The following is a 15465-nucleotide window of genomic DNA, read 5'->3' as shown; positions in this document are numbered from 1 at the left end:
CACGGGATACACTTGCATGGGGTGGGCCAACTAAATAATTTAGTAAAATCAGGCACTTATAGATTTTTCACGCTGCCCTGCACAAAAAATCCTGCCTAAAATTTAGGCAAAAGTTAAAGAAACAATCAATATTGTTTACCGTGACAATTGAAACTTTATATCAGAATCAAGGTGCTGACCGATTGATCAGGAAAGCTGCCGACCAAAAAGCCATTCCTCCGTCTCGGACGGGTCGTGCAGCAGCCTGGTATCGGGGCACCGCTGATACCCTTCCCGTTGATAGAAGGCGTGCGCGCGGGTGAACCGGCTGTCCGACCAGGCGATCATTTCCCTGGCACCGCGCTTGCGCGCCCGGCTTTCCACCAGTTGCAACAGGGTGATGCCAAGGCCGGACCCCCTGAGCGGGGCCGCCACATAAAGCCGCTTCACCTCGAAAACCCGATCATCCACCGGGGCATAGGCCACACAGGCGACAATCCGGTCATCCTCCTCCACCACGAAGCCCTCCCCGCCCGCGGCGGACAGGGTAGTGGCGAACCGCTCCAGGTCCCGATCAATCCCCGGCAGGTCCAGCACCACGCCGGGATATTCGCTGAAACAGTCCCCGATCAGCGCCACCAGCCCGTCACGGTCCCCGTCCCGCGCCCGGCGCATCACAAGGTCACTCTTTTCCGGCATTGCCGCCCCCTTCATCCACGCTGCCGAGCCCCGGCACCGCGCCCACATGCTCGCTTCTTTGATCCAGCCAGTCCTGCCGCCAGGCAAAGACCGTTTCCACCCCCCGGATCTCGTCATCGGTCAGGTCTGGATGCCATGCTTCCGCAATCAGAACAATCCGCAACCGGTCACTGTCGTTGCGCGCCTCGTGATCGAAGCTGTCATCGAACGCCAGAATCTCCCCCTCATGCCAGGACCGCCAGCGATCGCCCACCCGAATCCGGCACCGTTCCGGCACGATCAAGGGAAGATGCACTGTCAGGCGGCTGTTGGCGAGCCCGTAATGTGGCGGAATGTGTTGACCCGGCCTGAGCAGCGACAGGAACACCTCAAGCGGATGGTCGCCGCGACGCACCAGCGGCATCCGGCGCAGCACCGCATCGGTTTCCGGCAGCAGGTCCAGCACCTCCGGGTTGGGCTGCCCGCCCCGGTACAAATCCAGCGCCGTCCAGTTCAGCGACCCTTCCAGATGGGCGAAACTCTCATCCAGTCCCATGCCCGCCTCAAGATAGGGGCGCCCGGCGCGTTCCAGCGTGGTCAGCGCGCGGGTCACTTCCGCCTTTACGGCCCCGCTGGCGGCCTCCACCGTCTCGGCCCAGGGCATGTGTCGCCGCTCGGCAAAGGTGATCGGCGCCAGATCGGGAATATAAAACACATGGGGCCGCTGATCGGCATGGGCGAAGCGCACCGGCCCGTATCGTTCATGATCGTGGGTTTGCGGCCAGACGGCGCGGCGCAGCCGGTCCAGTGCCGTCGCCGACGTGCCCGCCGCCACCAGGCTGTCAAGCGCGGCATGGTGCAAATCCGTGAAATGGCGGCGCAGCAGGCCATCCGCCAGCGCCGCGCGGCGCCGGGTTTCTTCGGCCACGCCGGGCATCTCCGCCGGGCGGGCAAAGCGGGGGTCCAGGTCTCGCGCCTCGGACATCAGGGCCAGCCCGGCGCGCTGCTCCGCCGCCTGCCCGGCGGCCCCTTCATGCAGATACGCCCCGGCATAAAGCCGTGTCAGGGCATTTTTCGGGTCCAGCCGGAGCGCGCGGCCATAGGCGCGGATCGCCCCCTGCCGCGTGCCCACCTGCTCTTCCACCACCGCCAGCCGGTACCATGTGGCGGCATGATCCGGCCCGTTTTCGGCCAGGCGCTGCAACAGGTCCAGCCCGGTTGCATGATCGCCGCCGTTAAACGCCCGGTCCACCGCGTCGGCCAGGGCCGGTGCGAAAGACGGATTATGGCTGAGCGCCCGATCCAGCGATTGATGGGCGGCGGCGGCCTGCCCCTCGGCCAGGGCCTTGCGCGCGCGCCGCCAGTCCTGTTCAGCGGCAGCCGCCCCCTCCAGCGAGGCACCGAGAAAGGCCAGGCTCTCGCTCCGTGCCCGGCGCCAGGCGTCATAATCCTCCGCCGCCGTCATCACCGCCTGTTTTTCCGCCGCGCTCAGGCCCGGATGCCACACTTCAAAGATCAGGGTCACGCGGCGATCACCCCCCTCATTGGCGGCGCTGTGCAAAAAGGTGTCGTCAAAGGCCAGGGGCGCCCCCGCCGCCACCGGACGGCGCTCCTCCGCCACGGTCACATGGCAGCCGTCCGGCACGATGATGGGCAGGTGCACGGTCAGCCGGGCATTATTGGTGCCATAGTGGGGCGGGATGGTCGTGTTCGGGGCCAACAGGGAAAAGAACACCTCCACCGGCGCCCCGTTCAGGCGGTACAGGTCCAGCCCCTCAAGCGCCTCAAGGGTGCGGGGAAAGCGCTCAGCCAGCGGCGTGGCATTGGCATTGTTGTACAGGTGAAGCGCGCCCCAGTCCTCCCGCCCGGCCAGATCGGACCAGCGCGCATCCTTGCCCAGATGGGCCGCCACATACGGCGCCGCCGCGCCGGGGTCCAGCGCGGCCCGCACCTCCGCCACAATGGCGGGAAAGGCGGCCACCAGATCATCCATGCCCGTCAGTTCTTCGCCCGCCACCCACGGCCTGGCGGGCAGCGCGGGCAAAAAGAACTGGGCGGGTCTGCGGCCATGCGGATCGTCGGCCCACACCTCCTCCGGCAGACCCTGGCGCCATTCCGCCCCCGCCAGCGCCCCGGTGAGCCCGCCCGCGGCATCCCGGCAGCCCTTGGGCGCACAGGCCACGATCCGATCCTTGAGATAGCGATGCAGAAAGGGGGCGGCCTCGGCCACGGCATGGCTCAGGGCGGGCTCCCCCTCCCGGCGCACACGGTCCAGCGTTTCGGGGGCCAAGCCCTCCAGCGCCAGCGACAGCAGGCTGGCGGCATGGTCCCGCGCCCCGGCGGCCCGCGCCGCCTCCCCGGCATATACGGCCAGCGTGCGGTCGCTCGGCGTCAGGCTGAGCGCGGTTTTCAAGGCGTTCCACGCGGCATCGGCCTGCCCCGCGCGCAGCAGCGCCTGACCCAGCGAGCGCCAGCCCGCGCCGTCCAGCGGATATGCCTTCAGATAGCCCCGTATGGCCGCCGCTGCGCCCGCATGATCCCCGCCCCGGAACGCCGCCGCGGACAGGAACTGCCAGCTCTCGCCCCGGTCGGGCTGGCGGGCGACAATCCGCCGATGCAGCGCCGCCGCGCCGGCTTCGTCGCCACGCCGCGCGGCATCGTTCGCCTGGCGGATCAGGTCCGCCAGAGGCGCTTGGGCACCGCTTTGCCGTTCGCCCGGCGATGTCATGCAGCCCTGCCCCCTGTGATTTGGCCTGTGATCCGCCCGCGCGGCACGGCCCGATCAGTCCCTGATGACGGCCTGGCCGCACATCAGGCGACCATCCGGCATGGCCACCAGGCGGGGTTCGCCGTACAGGCTGTAGCCCGCCTCCAGCGCGTCGCTGACCCGCTGGCAGAAACGGTCATCATCTTCCCCGGTTATGAAGCGGTATTTCTTCGGGTTGTCATCGGCCATGAAACGGGCTCTCCTGTTGTCATACTGGTTCTGCCTTAGCAGCTTGTAACGCACCGTGCGAGGGCCGCCACACAAAAAAAGCCGCCCGGCAACAGCCGGACGGCCCAAATCTCGCAGCGGCGCCGGAAGGCGCCCGCACGCCTTAGCGGGAGTAGAATTCCACCACCAGGTTCGGCTCCATCACCACCGGATAGGGCACGTCCTCAAGGTGCGGAACGCGGTTATAGGTAACCTTGAAACCTTCCGTGGTCAGATAGTCCGGCACTTCCCGTTCGGGGCTTTGACCGGCTTCGATCACCATGGGAATTTCGCGGGCCTTTTCGCGCACTTCCACCACATCGCCGGGCTTCACCTGGCGGGACGGAATGTTACAGCGCACGCCGTTCACCAGCACATGGCCGTGATTGACGAACTGGCGCGCGGCAAAAACCGTGGGCACGTACATGGCGCGATACACGATCGCATCCAGACGGCTTTCCAGAATGCCGATCAGGTTCTCGCCCGTGTCACCCCGGCGGCGATCCGCCCAGGTGTAATAACGGTGGAACTGCTTTTCGGTGATATTGCCATAATAGCCCTTCAGCTTCTGCTTGGCACGCAGTTGAACGCCGAAGTCGGACAGCTTGCTTTTGCGGCGCTGGCCGTGCTGGCCGGGGCCATAGGACCGCACATTGGCCGGGGACTTGGCGCGCCCCCAGACATTTTCGCCCATGCGGCGGTCAATCTTGTATTTGGCACTGATGCGTTTGGACATCGTGAATCGCTCCTTCCATATATAAGCGCCGCGAGTGGCCCACGTTCCTCATGGACACATTCAAACCCGCGCGGACGGCACCCGGTATGGGCCGCCCATTCGTTTCAGGAAGCGCGTGCCTACCCCCGCCACCGGAAAAAGTCAACCGCCAAGGCGCCTGATGCGCTATTAGCAACCCATTAAGGTTTTGGCGTCATAGTCGGGGCCCACCAGTCCCTTATAGAGTGAAGAGAGTCAGCCTTGTGAACAGGATGGAACCGGGTGGCGACCACGGCAAGCCTGGCCTGATAGCGCGCCTGAGCAAGGCGGGGCCAGCGGGGGAAGACCTGCTGGTGAGGGACTTCCGGCGGTTGCTGGTCGGGGTGGCGCTGATTCTGCTCGGCGTGTATTGGGCCCTGTCGTCCGCGCTGGTGGAAGAAAGCCGATCCGATGCCCGCGCCCTCGCCCGGCAGGACGTGATGCGCACCCTGAACGTGATTCGCGCGCGGGTGGAAGCCGAAGTGGCCAGCAGCTTCTATCTGGCCAGCGGGCTGGCCTCGGCCATCAGCGCCAACCCGAACATGTCGGCCACGCGCTTCAAGGCCATTTCTGCCAGCCTGAAACGCAGCAATCCCGCCATCATGGTGATCGCCGCCGCGCCCGATTTCAAAATCAAATATGTCTATCCGCTGGAACCGAACCGCGTGCTGATCGGCACCGACTATACCCGGAACCCGGAATATTTCGCGCCGATGGACCGGGCGGTGCGCACGGCGGAACCGGTCATGGCCGGCCCCATAGAGATGCGACAGGGCGGGGAAGCCTTCACCATCCGCTATCCCGTGTTTCGCGCCGATGTGGGCCCTGCCGTTCCCCCCGTTTCCAAAACCGGGTTGAAAGAGCGGGTCTGGGGCATCATATCCCTTGCCGTTGAGGCCGACGCGCTCTACCGCGCCACGGGCATCACCCATGACCGCCACGACCTTGATATCATGATCCAGGGCCGCCATGGCACCGGCCATCATGGGGAGGTCTTTCTGGGCCGGTCGGATATCATGAACCAGTCTCCGGTAACCCAGTCCGTTCATCTGCCGGGGGGCGGGGTGTGGATGATCAATGCCGTTCCCCGCACCGGCTGGCCCACACGGGCACCGGATGCGCTGCGCATCCACCTGATCAGCCTTGGGGGCGTGGCGCTGGTGTTCCTGATCGTCTGGAGCACATTGCGCTATATCCGGGAAGTTCAGAAGGCGCGGCTGGTGACCGCCGCCAATTCGGCATCCAAATCCCGCTTCATCGCCAATATGAGCCACGAAATGCGCACGCCGCTGAACGGTGTGATCGGCTTTCTGGACGTGCTGGACATGACCAGCCTTACCGCCCGCCAGAAGGACTATGTGGATACGGCGCGATCTGCCGCGGGCCAGTTGCTCACCATCGTCAATGACGTGCTGGACCTGGCCAAGCTGGAAGCGGGCCATCTGAGCGTGGACCATGAACCCACCGATGTGGGCGCGCTGCTGGAAAAAAGCGCGGAGATGGGGCGCCGCAAGCTGGCGGACGCCCCCATAGACCTGACCCTGTATCTGGGGCCGGGCATAAGCGGCGATCTGTTCGAAACCGATCCGGGGCGACTGCGCCAGATCGCCGACAATCTGATCACCAATGCGGTGAAATTCACCACGAAGGGCAGCATCAAGATATCCGCCCATCTGCTGGAAAACCCCGGTGGGCGCCGCAAGCTCAGGATTTCCGTGTCGGACACCGGCCCCGGCATCGACCCCAAGGACCAGCAGCGCATCTTCGAGCGATTCGAGCAGGTGGGCGATATCTACACCCAGGCGTCGGGCGGGTCGGGCCTGGGGCTGGCCATCTGCCGCGATCTGGCGGAACGGCTGGATGGCAGCCTGACCCTGGAAAGCTCCCCCGGCGAAGGCTCCTGTTTCACGCTGATCCTGCGCGAAGGCCGCGACCCGGAAGACGCGGCACCCCCGGCGGCCACCCCCGGCACCCGGTCACCTGGCCGGAAAAGCCGCACGCGGGTGGAAAAGCGGGTAACCGCGGATGGCCGGGTGGAAGGCCGCCTGACCCCGCAATCCCGCTGGTTCCAGCACCGCACGCCCGACCCTGACAAAGGCGGCGCCAGCGCTGACATGACAGATGATGAAAGCGCCACACCCGCTGCCCCGCCTCAACCGCCCCGCGACATGATCTAGGCGCGGCGCCCCGACGGGTCTTCATGCGGCCCCGATGGCCGGCCCCGGCTCAGTCCCGATCGGGCAAGGCGTGGCGCAGGCGGCGAATCAGGGCGCTGGTATCCCCCCGGCCAAGACCGAGCGCCTGCACATCCGCGTAAAACTGGTCCACCAGCGCCGTGAGCGGCAGGCTCAGGCCGCGTTGGCGGGCCTCGTCCAGCACCATGGCCAGATCCTTGCGCATCCAGTCCACCGCGAAGCCGAAATCGAACCGGTCTTCCAGCATGGTCAGGGCGCGATTGTCCATCTGCCAGCTTTGCGCCGCACCGCCAGAGATCACGTCCACCACCGCGGCGCCGTCCAGCCCGGCCTGTTCGGCGAAGACCAGCGCTTCCGACAGGCCCTGAAGCGTGCCCGCAATGCAGACCTGGTTGGCCATTTTGGTTAGTTGCCCGGCGCCCGCCTCGCCCAGCCGCTGCACCCGGCGGCCATACAGGGCCATGACCGGGCGGGCCGTCTCGAACGCCGCCGCATCGCCGCCGCACATGATGGTCAACTGGCCGTTTTCCGCCCCGGCCTGCCCGCCGGAAACCGGCGCGTCCAGAAAGGCCACGTCCCGCCCGGCGGCCTCCGTGGCAAGCCGCCGCGCCAACCCGGCGGAAGCGGTGGTGTGATCCACCAGAATCGCGCCGGATTTCATGGCATCCAATGCGCCATCGGCCCCCAGCGTGACCGCCTCCACATCCCGGTCGGCGCCCACACACATGAACACCATATGAGCGTCCCGCGCCGCCTCGGCGGGCGTTTCGGCGGTGGCGACGGATAGGCCGCCATGCGCCTCAAGCCACTCAGCGGCGCGGCTGAATGTGCGGTTATAGACCGTCACCCTGTGACCGGCGCGCGCCAGATGCCCGGCCATGGGATAGCCCATCACGCCAAGCCCGATAAATGCCAGAGTGTATGTACCGTCGCTCATGCCATGCCCTTTCCTTGCCTCTCCTCCGGCGCCCCGCGGGATCGGGGCAGGCGAACACACCGTGCCCAAACACACCGTACCCCGAACACTCCCTTCGTTGACAGGCGCCGCCAATGACGACAACTCTTAGGATCGCCCGAACATCCTGTCCAGCATGGCGGGGCCCGCAAATGGCGGAACCCGTCAGGCGGCGGGCATGTCGGGGCAATGGGGTTGCGGGGGAACACGCATGAAACATCACTTCAAGATCGTCGCGGTTGTGCTGGCGGGGCTTGTGCTGGCCGTTTATCTGATCGGCGCCGCACTGATGCGGCACAGCCTGCCCGACCATGACGGCACCCGGCAGGTAACCGGGCTGGATGGCCGGGTAAGGCTGGAGCGGGACGTGTTCGGCATACCCCATATCAAGGGGGAAAGCTGGCGGGACATCCATTTCGCGCTGGGCTATGCTCATGCTCAGGACCGGCTTTGGCAGATGGAGATCAACCGCCGCATCGGGCATGGCCGACTGGCCGAGGTGGTGGGCCGGCCCGGCATCGCCATAGACCGCTATTTCCGCACGCTGGGCTTTACCCAGGCCGCCAAAAGCGCCTGGGCGGCCATGGAGGATACCCCCCGCGCCGCCCTGACCGCCTATGCCGCCGGGGTCAATGCCTTCCTTGGCGACCGGCGCACGGCCCTGCCACCGGAATTCACCCTGCTGGACGTGACGCCGGAACCCTGGTCCCCGGTTGACAGCCTTGTGTGGCAGAAAATGATGTGGCTGGACCTGTCGGGCAATATGCGCCACGAACTGGCCCGCGCGCGCCTGCTGACACGACTGAGCCCGCGCCAGGTGGAGGCGATCTATCCCCCCTATCCCGGCAGCCGGGAGGCGCCGCTGCCCGCGCTGGAAGATATTTACGACGACCTCCCCGTGCGCCCCGAGGCGCTGGACCGGCTGGCCGCCCACATTGGCCCGCCACCCGAAGCGGGCTATGGCTCCAACAACTGGGTGGTATCAGGGGCGCGCACCAAAAGCGGCAAGCCCTTGCTGGCCAATGACCCGCATCTGGGCCTGAGCACGCCGAGCATCTGGTATCTGGTGCGCCTGCACAACACCACCAGCGGCGAAAACCAGGTGGGGGTCAGCTTTCCCGGTGCGCCCGGCGTGGTGCTGGGGCGCAACGATCACCTGGCCTGGGGCTTCACCAATGTGGCCGCCGATGTGCAGGATCTCTATGTGGAAAAGCTGACCGACGACGGCCAGGTTCTGACCCCCGCGGGCAAGGCGCCGTTGAAAACACGCACGGAAATGATCCGGGTGCGGGGCGGCGACCCCATAAACCTGACGGTGCGCGCCACGCGGCACGGGCCGCTGATCTCCGACGCCATGGAGGACGTGGCCGACCTGCTCAGGGATGAATACGCCCTGAGCCTGCGCTGGACCGCGCTGGACGAAACCGATTCCGGCCTGTCCGCCCTGCTCGCCATGGGCCGGGCGGCAGATGTCTCCGCCTTCAAGGCCGCGGCACGGCGCTTTGACGGCCCGGCGCAGAATATCGTCTATGCCGACCGCGAAGGCACCATCGGCCATATCGCCCCGGCGCGGGTGCCGGTCAGGGCGGCGGGCAATCCGGTCAACGGGCGGCTGCCGTCCCCCGGCTGGGACGCCCGCTATGACTGGCAGGGATTCCTGCCAAAAAGCGCCCTGCCGGAGCGGGAAAATCCGGCGGATGGCCTGATCGCCACCGCCAATGAAAAGATCGTCGGTGAAAGCTATCCCCATTATCTCACGCGGGACTGGGCGCTGCCTTATCGCGGCAACCGCATCCGGCACCTGCTGCGCGCCACGCCGAAGCACGATCTGGCCAGTTTCACGCACATCCAGCAGGATACGGTTTCGGACATGGCGCGGGACATCCTGCCCCACATGCTGGCCCATCTGGACAGTTCCGGCCCGGCGGTGGAGCGGCTGCTGGCATGGGACGCCGACATGGCCACCGACAGCAGCGCGGCGCTGATCTTTCAGCGCTGGCTGCGCCACTATCAGGACCGGCTGATGGCCGATGAACTGGGCGATCTGTATGATGATTTCCGGCGCATCCGGCCCCGGCTGGTCAAGGCCAGCCTGTACTGGGCCAGGCCGGAGCCCGACACCGGCCCCGCCCCCTATTACAGCGTTGGGGTGATTTCCAAGGCCAGCGCGCTGGACTGGTGTGACGACCGCGCCACAGAGGTCACCGAAACCTGCCCGGACCTGGCGCGGGCCGCCTTTCAGGATGCGCTGGACGACCTGACATCCCGTTTCGGCCCGAACATGGACAACTGGACCTGGGGCCGGATGCACATACTGACCCAGAGCCATCGCCCATTGGGGCCGGTGCCGATACTTGGCGGCCTGTTTCAGATCAGCGGGCCGCAGTCGGGCGGGCGCTTCACCATCAATGTGGGGGGCAATGGCAACGACCCGGACATGCCCCACCGATCCGGCTTCGGGCCCAGCTATCGCGGCATTTTCGATCTGGCGGAGCCGGATACGTCGCTTTATGTGCAGCCCACCGGGCAAAGCGGGCACCCATTGTCAGAGAACCATGACGACCTGTACCCCCTGTGGCGGGATGGCCGCTATGTGCAGATATCCACCGCCCCCGCCGCGCCTTTGGACCCCGAAGCGGTCCTGGTGCTGGAACCCGCGATCCCGGCGGTGCCCTGACTGGCACCGCCAAAGCCGATACGGGCCGCAAAGGCGGCGGCGTGCCTAATCGCTTGTTTCCGCACCCCGCCGCCTGCTAAACACGAAGGGATATAGCCGGGGCGCCCCCCGAACCGGGGTGCCCGAACAGGAGAGCGGGCCTTGGCGGATAATAACGGCGACGACAAGCCGATTATCAAGAAAGTGAAGAAGGTGGACGGCGGCGGCGCCCATGGCGGCGCCTGGAAAGTGGCCTATGCCGATTTCACCACCGCCATGATGGCCTTTTTCATGCTGCTGTGGCTGCTCAATGTGGCGCCGCCGGAAACCCTGGAAGGGCTGGCGGACTATTTCTCCCCCACCAGCGCGGCCACATCGGGCCGCACCGGGGCCAAGGCCATCAACACGCCGAAAGATGACGCGCTCGGCTCCAACCCGTCGCCGGTGGTGGCCATTTCCAAGCCCGGCCCGCCACCGGAAGGGTCCACCGAAGGGAGCAAGTCCGGCGCCGAGGTGGACAGCGCCACCGACCCCGCCAAGGACGTGTCCGGCCCCGGCAAGGGCGCGAATGAGGCGGCCCAGGACCGCATGGAGGAAATAAGTGCACGCATCCGGCAGCAGGAGGACCGGGCCTTCGATGCCCTGAAGGCGGATCTCAGGATCGCCATGCAGGAAAGCACCGTACTGAAGGATCATGCGGACCAGCTCATTTTCGAGGTGACCGACGATGGCATGAAAATCCAGCTCGTGGACAAGGACAATCGCGCCATGTTCGAGCGCGGCGGCGCGGAGCTTTACGACTATGCCCGCCAGATGATCGCCCGTGTGAGTTCGGAAGTGCAGGACATTCCCAACCGCATTTCCGTAGAGGGGCACACGGACGCAGGCACATTCGTCGGCCCGGAGGATTACACCAAATGGGAGCTGAGCGCCGACCGGGCCAATGCCGCCCGTCGGGTGCTGGCGGACAGCGGTGTCAGCCGGGACCGCTTCTCTCAGGTGGTGGGCAAGGCGGATACGGACCCGCTTTACCCGGATCGCCCGTCCCGCACGGAAAACCGCCGCATCACCATCATGGTGCTGCGCGAAGCACCGGTGGTACCGCCCGGCAACAATCGCTAAAAACAGGCCCGCTGAAAACAGGCCGCCCTGCCTGGATCATGGCCCCGCGCGGGGCACGCCGGATCAGCGGGAAAACGCCTTTTTCTTGCGGGCCAACCCGCCGATGGCTAACACTAGCCGGTCAGCCGAGCCGTGCGTCATCATGCACGGGCCTTGAAATGCGGCCTTATTTGGAACGCAGCGTACAGGAAAGACGTGATGGAAGTAATCGCGCCGACAATCCAGATGTGGCTGACCTTCGCCGTGATCATCGGCGCGATCGTGGCCTATGCCTCGGATCGGATTCCGCTTGAGATCACCTCCATCGCCGTGGTCACGGTGCTGCTGTTCATCTTTCACATGCTGCCCATTGAAGGCCCGGACGGCAGCCATGTGAGCAGCCGCAACCTGCTGGCCGGGTTCGCGGACCCGGCGCTGATCACCATTCTGGCGCTTCTGGTGGTGGGCCAGGGGCTGGTGCAGACCGGCGCGCTGAACCACCCGGCCCGGCAACTGATCCGATTGGGGGAAAAGGCGCCGCGCACCGTCATCAGCCTGTCGCTGATCCTGGTGGCGCTGACCTCGGCGGTTCTGAACAACACACCCGTGGTGGTGATCTTCATTCCCATCATGGCCACCCTGGCGGAAAAACTGGGCCGCCGCGTATCCAGCGTGATGATTCCGCTGAGTTATGTGGCGATCCTTGGCGGCAATCTGACCCTGATCGGGTCCAGCACCAACCTGCTGGCGGCGGGCGCCTATCAGGCGGTCGGTCAGGGGCGAATCGGATTCTTCGATTTCACCATGAGCGGCGCCGTGCTGGCTGCCGTCGGCTTTGTCTATGTGCTGCTGCTGGCGCCGCGCCTTCTGGTGGACCGGCGCGACATGAAAAAGCGGCTGGCGGGCTCCGGCGGCAGGCAGTTCCTGTTTCAGATCGAACTGGAACCGGACAACGCACTGGTGGGCAAAAAGGCCGTGGCGGGCATGTTTCCCGGCCTGAAGGACGTGACCGTGCGGATGATCCAGCGTGGCCGCACCAAGCTGCTGCCACCTTATGACGACATCACGCTGGAAGCGGGCGATATCGTGCTGGTGGCCGCCACCCGGCAGGTGATGATGGACCTTCTCAATGCCAGCCCAGACATGGTGTCCGATGCCGAGGGCGACCCCGGCGAGGACGAGGAAGACCCGCCCAGAAAGCGCCGCGCCATCGCCGAAGCCGTGGTGGCGCCCGCCTCGCGGCTGGATGGGCGCACCATCGCCCAGACCGGCTTCCGTGCCGAAACCGGGTGCAGCGTGCTGGGCATTCAACGCCGCAGCCGGATGATTCGCGCCTCCATCGCCCAGTTGCGGCTGGAAGCGGGCGATGTGCTGCTGGTGATGGGCGAACGCCCCAATGTGATGGCCCTGCGCGACAATCGGGACGTGCTGCTGATGGAAAGCTCCGCCACCGACATGCCGGTGCAGGCCTATGCCGGTCGCGCGCTCGCCATTTTCGCGGCGGTTGTGGGCCTGGCCGCCGCCAATCTGCTGCCCATCGTGGTGGCGGCTTTGGGCGGGGCGGCGCTCATGCTCACCACGCGCTGCCTGAACGTGCGCCAGGCGGCGCGGGCCATTGACCGGCGGGTGCTGACGATCGTGGGGGCGGCGCTGGCCATGGGCACCGCGCTTCAGGGCACAGGGGGCGCCACCTTTCTTGCCCACGGCATGGTGGAGATGCTGTCCGGCGCGCCCGTATGGGTGATGCTGTCCGGCTTTTTCCTGCTGGTGGCGGTGCTGACCAACATCCTGTCCAACAATGCCACCGCGGTACTGTTCACGCCGATCAGCGTGTCCCTGGCGGGCGAACTGGGGCTGGACCCCATGCCCTTCCTGCTGGCCGTGATCTTCGGCGCCAACTGTTCCTTCGCCACGCCCATGAGCTATCAGACCAATCTGCTGGTGATGGCGCCGGGCCACTACAAGTTCAGTGATTTCCTGCGCGTGGGCACCCCCTTGATCGGGCTTATGTGGCTCACATATACGTTGTTTGTGCCGTGGGCTTATGGTCTATTATAGCCGGATCGCATTGGATATCGAACGCGCTGGTGCGCCAGTCAGTCAGGATCAGGGACAGGATCAGGCCGCATGACCGATCAGGGTCTCCAGTTTCCGAAATTTTATGTCACCGCCCCGGCGCCCTGCCCGTATCTGGATGGCCGAACGGAGCGGAAGGTCTTTACAGAGCTTGCCGGGCCGGATGCGGCGGCTCTGGGCGAAGCGCTGGGCCGGGTGGGATTCCGGCGCAGCCAGTCAGTGGTGTATCGCCCGGCCTGCGAGGGGTGCGCGGCGTGCATTTCCGTGCGGGTCAGGGCCAATGATTTCCGCCCCCGCAAGTCCGATCGTCGGGTGTGGAAACGCAACAGCGACCTGAAAGCGGTCCTGCGCCCCGCCGAAGTGACCGAAGAACAGTTCGATCTGCTCAGCCGCTATCTGGCCCACCGCCACGGGGACGGCTCCATGGCGGAAATGAGCCGGGAGGAATTCCGCGACATGGTGGAAACCACGCCGGTGCCCACCGTGATGGTCGAATATCGCCGGGTGATGGATGATCGCCTGATGGCCTGCGCCCTCACCGACGAGCTGAGCGACGGCCTGTCCATGATCTACAGTTTTTTCGACACGTCCGCCCCGCGCCGGTCCCTGGGCACGCATGTGATTCTGGATCATATCGAACGCACCCAGGCCATGCGACGGGATTATGTGTATCTGGGCTACTGGGTGGAAGGCAGCCCGAAGATGGACTACAAACGGCGCTTCCGCCCCCTGGAAAAGCTGGGGCCGGACGGCTGGCACACCCTGGAAGACTGAACACCGAATCCGGTGAACCATGGTTCGGGGAGCCATGGTTCGGGGAGCCGGGGGGAAGGCTGCCACTCATCAACCGCGAGCGCAAGGGGACATGCGGGTGACCGACGCCAAGACACGCACAGACCGGACCAGCACAACCGGAACACCCAATAAGGCCGCCACGACGAACGGCCCCGCCGCGCCCGGTCGGCGCCGGGTGTTGGGGCTGACGGCGGCAATCGGGGCCAGCGGCCTGTTGGCGGCGTGCGGTCAGGGGGGCAACGGCTCTGGCGAAGGGGCTGAGGGCGGCGGCGCGCCCTCGGTGGCCCGCGGCAAGCGGACTTTGAAAATGGTCACGGCCTGGCCGAAGAATTTTCCCGGCCTCGGCACCGGCGCGGCGCGGCTCGCCCAGCGGATCACGGACATGACCGATGGCCGCATCACCGTGCGGCTTTATGCAGCGGGCGAACTGGTGGGGGCGCTGGGCGGTTTTGATGCCGTGGCCCAGGGGCAGGCGGACATGGTCCACGCAGCGGAATATTACTGGCAGGGCAAGCACCCGGCCTTTTCCTATTTCGCCGCCGTACCGATGGGGCTCAATGCCAATGAAATGAACGCCTGGATACGCTTTGGCGGCGGCCAGGAACTGTGGGACGACCTGTCCGCCCGTTTCAACATGAAGGCCATGCCCGCGGGCAATTCCGGTGTGCAGATGGGCGGCTGGTTCAACAAGACCATCGACAGCGTTGAAGACTTTCAGGGCCTGCGCATCCGTATGCCCGGCCTTGGCGGCGAAGTCATGGCGCGGCTCGGCGCAACGACGGTGACCAAGCAGGGCGGCGAGATTTTCCAGGCGCTGTCACAGGGCAACATAGATGCCACCGAATGGGTCGGCCCGTGGAACGATCTGGCCTTCGGCTTCCACACCATCGTCAAGAATTACTATTATCCGGGCATTCACGAGCCGGGGACCACGCTGTCCCTTGGGCTCAATCTGGATCTCTGGAACGATCTGGCGCCCGCCGACCGCGCCCTGATCGAAGCCGCCGCCGCCGCCGAGAACGACATCATGCTGGCCGAGTTCAATGCCAACAATGCGCGCGCCCTGGACACACTGATCAACAAGCACGGGGTCACGCTGCACCGGTTCAGCGAGCCGATCCTGGCCGAACTGGCGCGTATCAGCCGCGCGGTGCTGGAAGAAACCGCCACCCATGACGACCTGTCGAAACGCGTGCACGACAGCTTCATGGCGGCGCGCACCAATGGTATGCGCTGGGGCGAAGTGGCGGAGCGCGCCTTCTTCGACGCCCGACGCGCAACCAGTTGATCGCCTACGGAGCC

Annotated in this window: 11 protein-coding genes; 6 read left to right on the top strand and 5 right to left on the bottom strand. The window is 65.8% G+C overall.

The features are described from left to right. Nucleotides 1–186 precede the first annotated feature (186 nt). The 4 genes from WGH93_RS04230 to rpsD form a co-directional block, all read right to left on the bottom strand. Entirely contained in the window at nucleotides 187–678 is a 492-nt protein-coding gene (locus WGH93_RS04230) for a GNAT family N-acetyltransferase (protein ID WP_374763612.1), read from the bottom strand. Further along, on the bottom strand, nucleotides 662–3385 hold the full coding sequence (locus WGH93_RS04225) for an aspartyl/asparaginyl beta-hydroxylase domain-containing protein (RefSeq protein WP_374763611.1): 2724 nt from the start codon (nucleotides 3383–3385) through the stop codon (nucleotides 662–664). The genes WGH93_RS04230 and WGH93_RS04225 overlap by 17 nt, the downstream gene beginning before the upstream one ends. A 54-nt stretch (nucleotides 3386–3439) precedes the next feature. After that, a complete protein-coding gene (locus WGH93_RS04220; RefSeq protein WP_374763610.1) occupies nucleotides 3440–3613 on the bottom strand; it encodes a DUF1737 domain-containing protein in 174 nt (57 codons plus the stop codon). 142 nt (nucleotides 3614–3755) lie between these two features. Continuing rightward, entirely contained in the window at nucleotides 3756–4367 is a 612-nt protein-coding gene (rpsD, locus tag WGH93_RS04215; protein WP_374763609.1) for a 30S ribosomal protein S4, read from the bottom strand. 251 nt (nucleotides 4368–4618) lie between these two features. Here rpsD and WGH93_RS04210 point away from each other — a divergent pair, with 251 nt between their 5' ends. Beyond that, the gene (locus WGH93_RS04210; RefSeq protein WP_374763763.1) at nucleotides 4619–6562 is read left to right on the top strand and encodes an ATP-binding protein; all 1944 of its coding nucleotides are present in this window, start codon (nucleotides 4619–4621) and stop codon (nucleotides 6560–6562) included. 49 nt (nucleotides 6563–6611) lie between these two features. Here the strand turns inward: WGH93_RS04210 and WGH93_RS04205 are convergent, their stop codons facing one another. Further along, nucleotides 6612–7517: an NAD(P)-dependent oxidoreductase gene (locus WGH93_RS04205; RefSeq protein WP_374763608.1), complete on the bottom strand. Its 906-nt coding sequence runs from the start codon at nucleotides 7515–7517 to the stop codon at nucleotides 6612–6614. A 229-nt stretch (nucleotides 7518–7746) separates the two neighbouring features. Here WGH93_RS04205 and WGH93_RS04200 point away from each other — a divergent pair, with 229 nt between their 5' ends. The 5 genes from WGH93_RS04200 (at nucleotide 7747) to WGH93_RS04180 (ending at nucleotide 15451) form a co-directional block, all read left to right on the top strand. Then, the gene (locus WGH93_RS04200) at nucleotides 7747–10212 is read left to right on the top strand and encodes a penicillin acylase family protein (protein WP_374763607.1); all 2466 of its coding nucleotides are present in this window, start codon (nucleotides 7747–7749) and stop codon (nucleotides 10210–10212) included. A 141-nt stretch (nucleotides 10213–10353) separates the two neighbouring features. Continuing rightward, on the top strand, nucleotides 10354–11313 hold the full coding sequence (locus WGH93_RS04195; RefSeq protein ID WP_374763606.1) for a flagellar motor protein MotB: 960 nt from the start codon (nucleotides 10354–10356) through the stop codon (nucleotides 11311–11313). 198 nt (nucleotides 11314–11511) lie between these two features. Beyond that, nucleotides 11512–13350, top strand: coding sequence for an SLC13 family permease (locus WGH93_RS04190; RefSeq protein ID WP_374763605.1), 1839 nt, complete (start codon nucleotides 11512–11514; stop codon nucleotides 13348–13350). Nucleotides 13351–13419: 69 nt separating this feature from the next. Next, a complete protein-coding gene (locus tag WGH93_RS04185) occupies nucleotides 13420–14142 on the top strand; it encodes an arginyltransferase (RefSeq protein ID WP_374763604.1) in 723 nt (240 codons plus the stop codon). Nucleotides 14143–14374: 232 nt separating this feature from the next. Next, nucleotides 14375–15451, top strand: coding sequence for a TRAP transporter substrate-binding protein (locus tag WGH93_RS04180; RefSeq protein WP_374763762.1), 1077 nt, complete (start codon nucleotides 14375–14377; stop codon nucleotides 15449–15451). Nucleotides 15452–15465: the final 14 nt, after the last annotated feature.

This window comes from Yunchengibacter salinarum (genome assembly GCF_037658235.1).
Classification (GTDB): Bacteria; Pseudomonadota; Alphaproteobacteria; order Sphingomonadales; family Kordiimonadaceae; genus Yunchengibacter; species Yunchengibacter salinarum.
This window is presented reverse-complemented; position numbering and strand designations above follow the sequence as displayed.

Excerpts from the sequence above, each read along its gene's own strand:
- WGH93_RS04185 (WP_374763604.1), top strand. The coding sequence starts at position 13,420 with ATGACCGATCAGGGTCTCCAGTTTCCGAAATTTTATGTCACCGCCCCG.
- WGH93_RS04210 (WP_374763763.1), top strand. The coding sequence starts at position 4,619 with ATGGAACCGGGTGGCGACCACGGCAAGCCTGGCCTGATAGCGCGCCTG.
- WGH93_RS04205 (WP_374763608.1), bottom strand. The coding sequence starts at position 7,517 with ATGAGCGACGGTACATACACTCTGGCATTTATCGGGCTTGGCGTGATG.
- WGH93_RS04200 (WP_374763607.1), top strand. The coding sequence starts at position 7,747 with ATGAAACATCACTTCAAGATCGTCGCGGTTGTGCTGGCGGGGCTTGTG.
- WGH93_RS04230 (WP_374763612.1), bottom strand. The coding sequence starts at position 678 with ATGCCGGAAAAGAGTGACCTTGTGATGCGCCGGGCGCGGGACGGGGAC.
- WGH93_RS04225 (WP_374763611.1), bottom strand. The coding sequence starts at position 3,385 with ATGACATCGCCGGGCGAACGGCAAAGCGGTGCCCAAGCGCCTCTGGCG.
- WGH93_RS04190 (WP_374763605.1), top strand. The coding sequence starts at position 11,512 with ATGGAAGTAATCGCGCCGACAATCCAGATGTGGCTGACCTTCGCCGTG.
- rpsD (WP_374763609.1), bottom strand. The coding sequence starts at position 4,367 with ATGTCCAAACGCATCAGTGCCAAATACAAGATTGACCGCCGCATGGGC.
- WGH93_RS04220 (WP_374763610.1), bottom strand. The coding sequence starts at position 3,613 with ATGGCCGATGACAACCCGAAGAAATACCGCTTCATAACCGGGGAAGAT.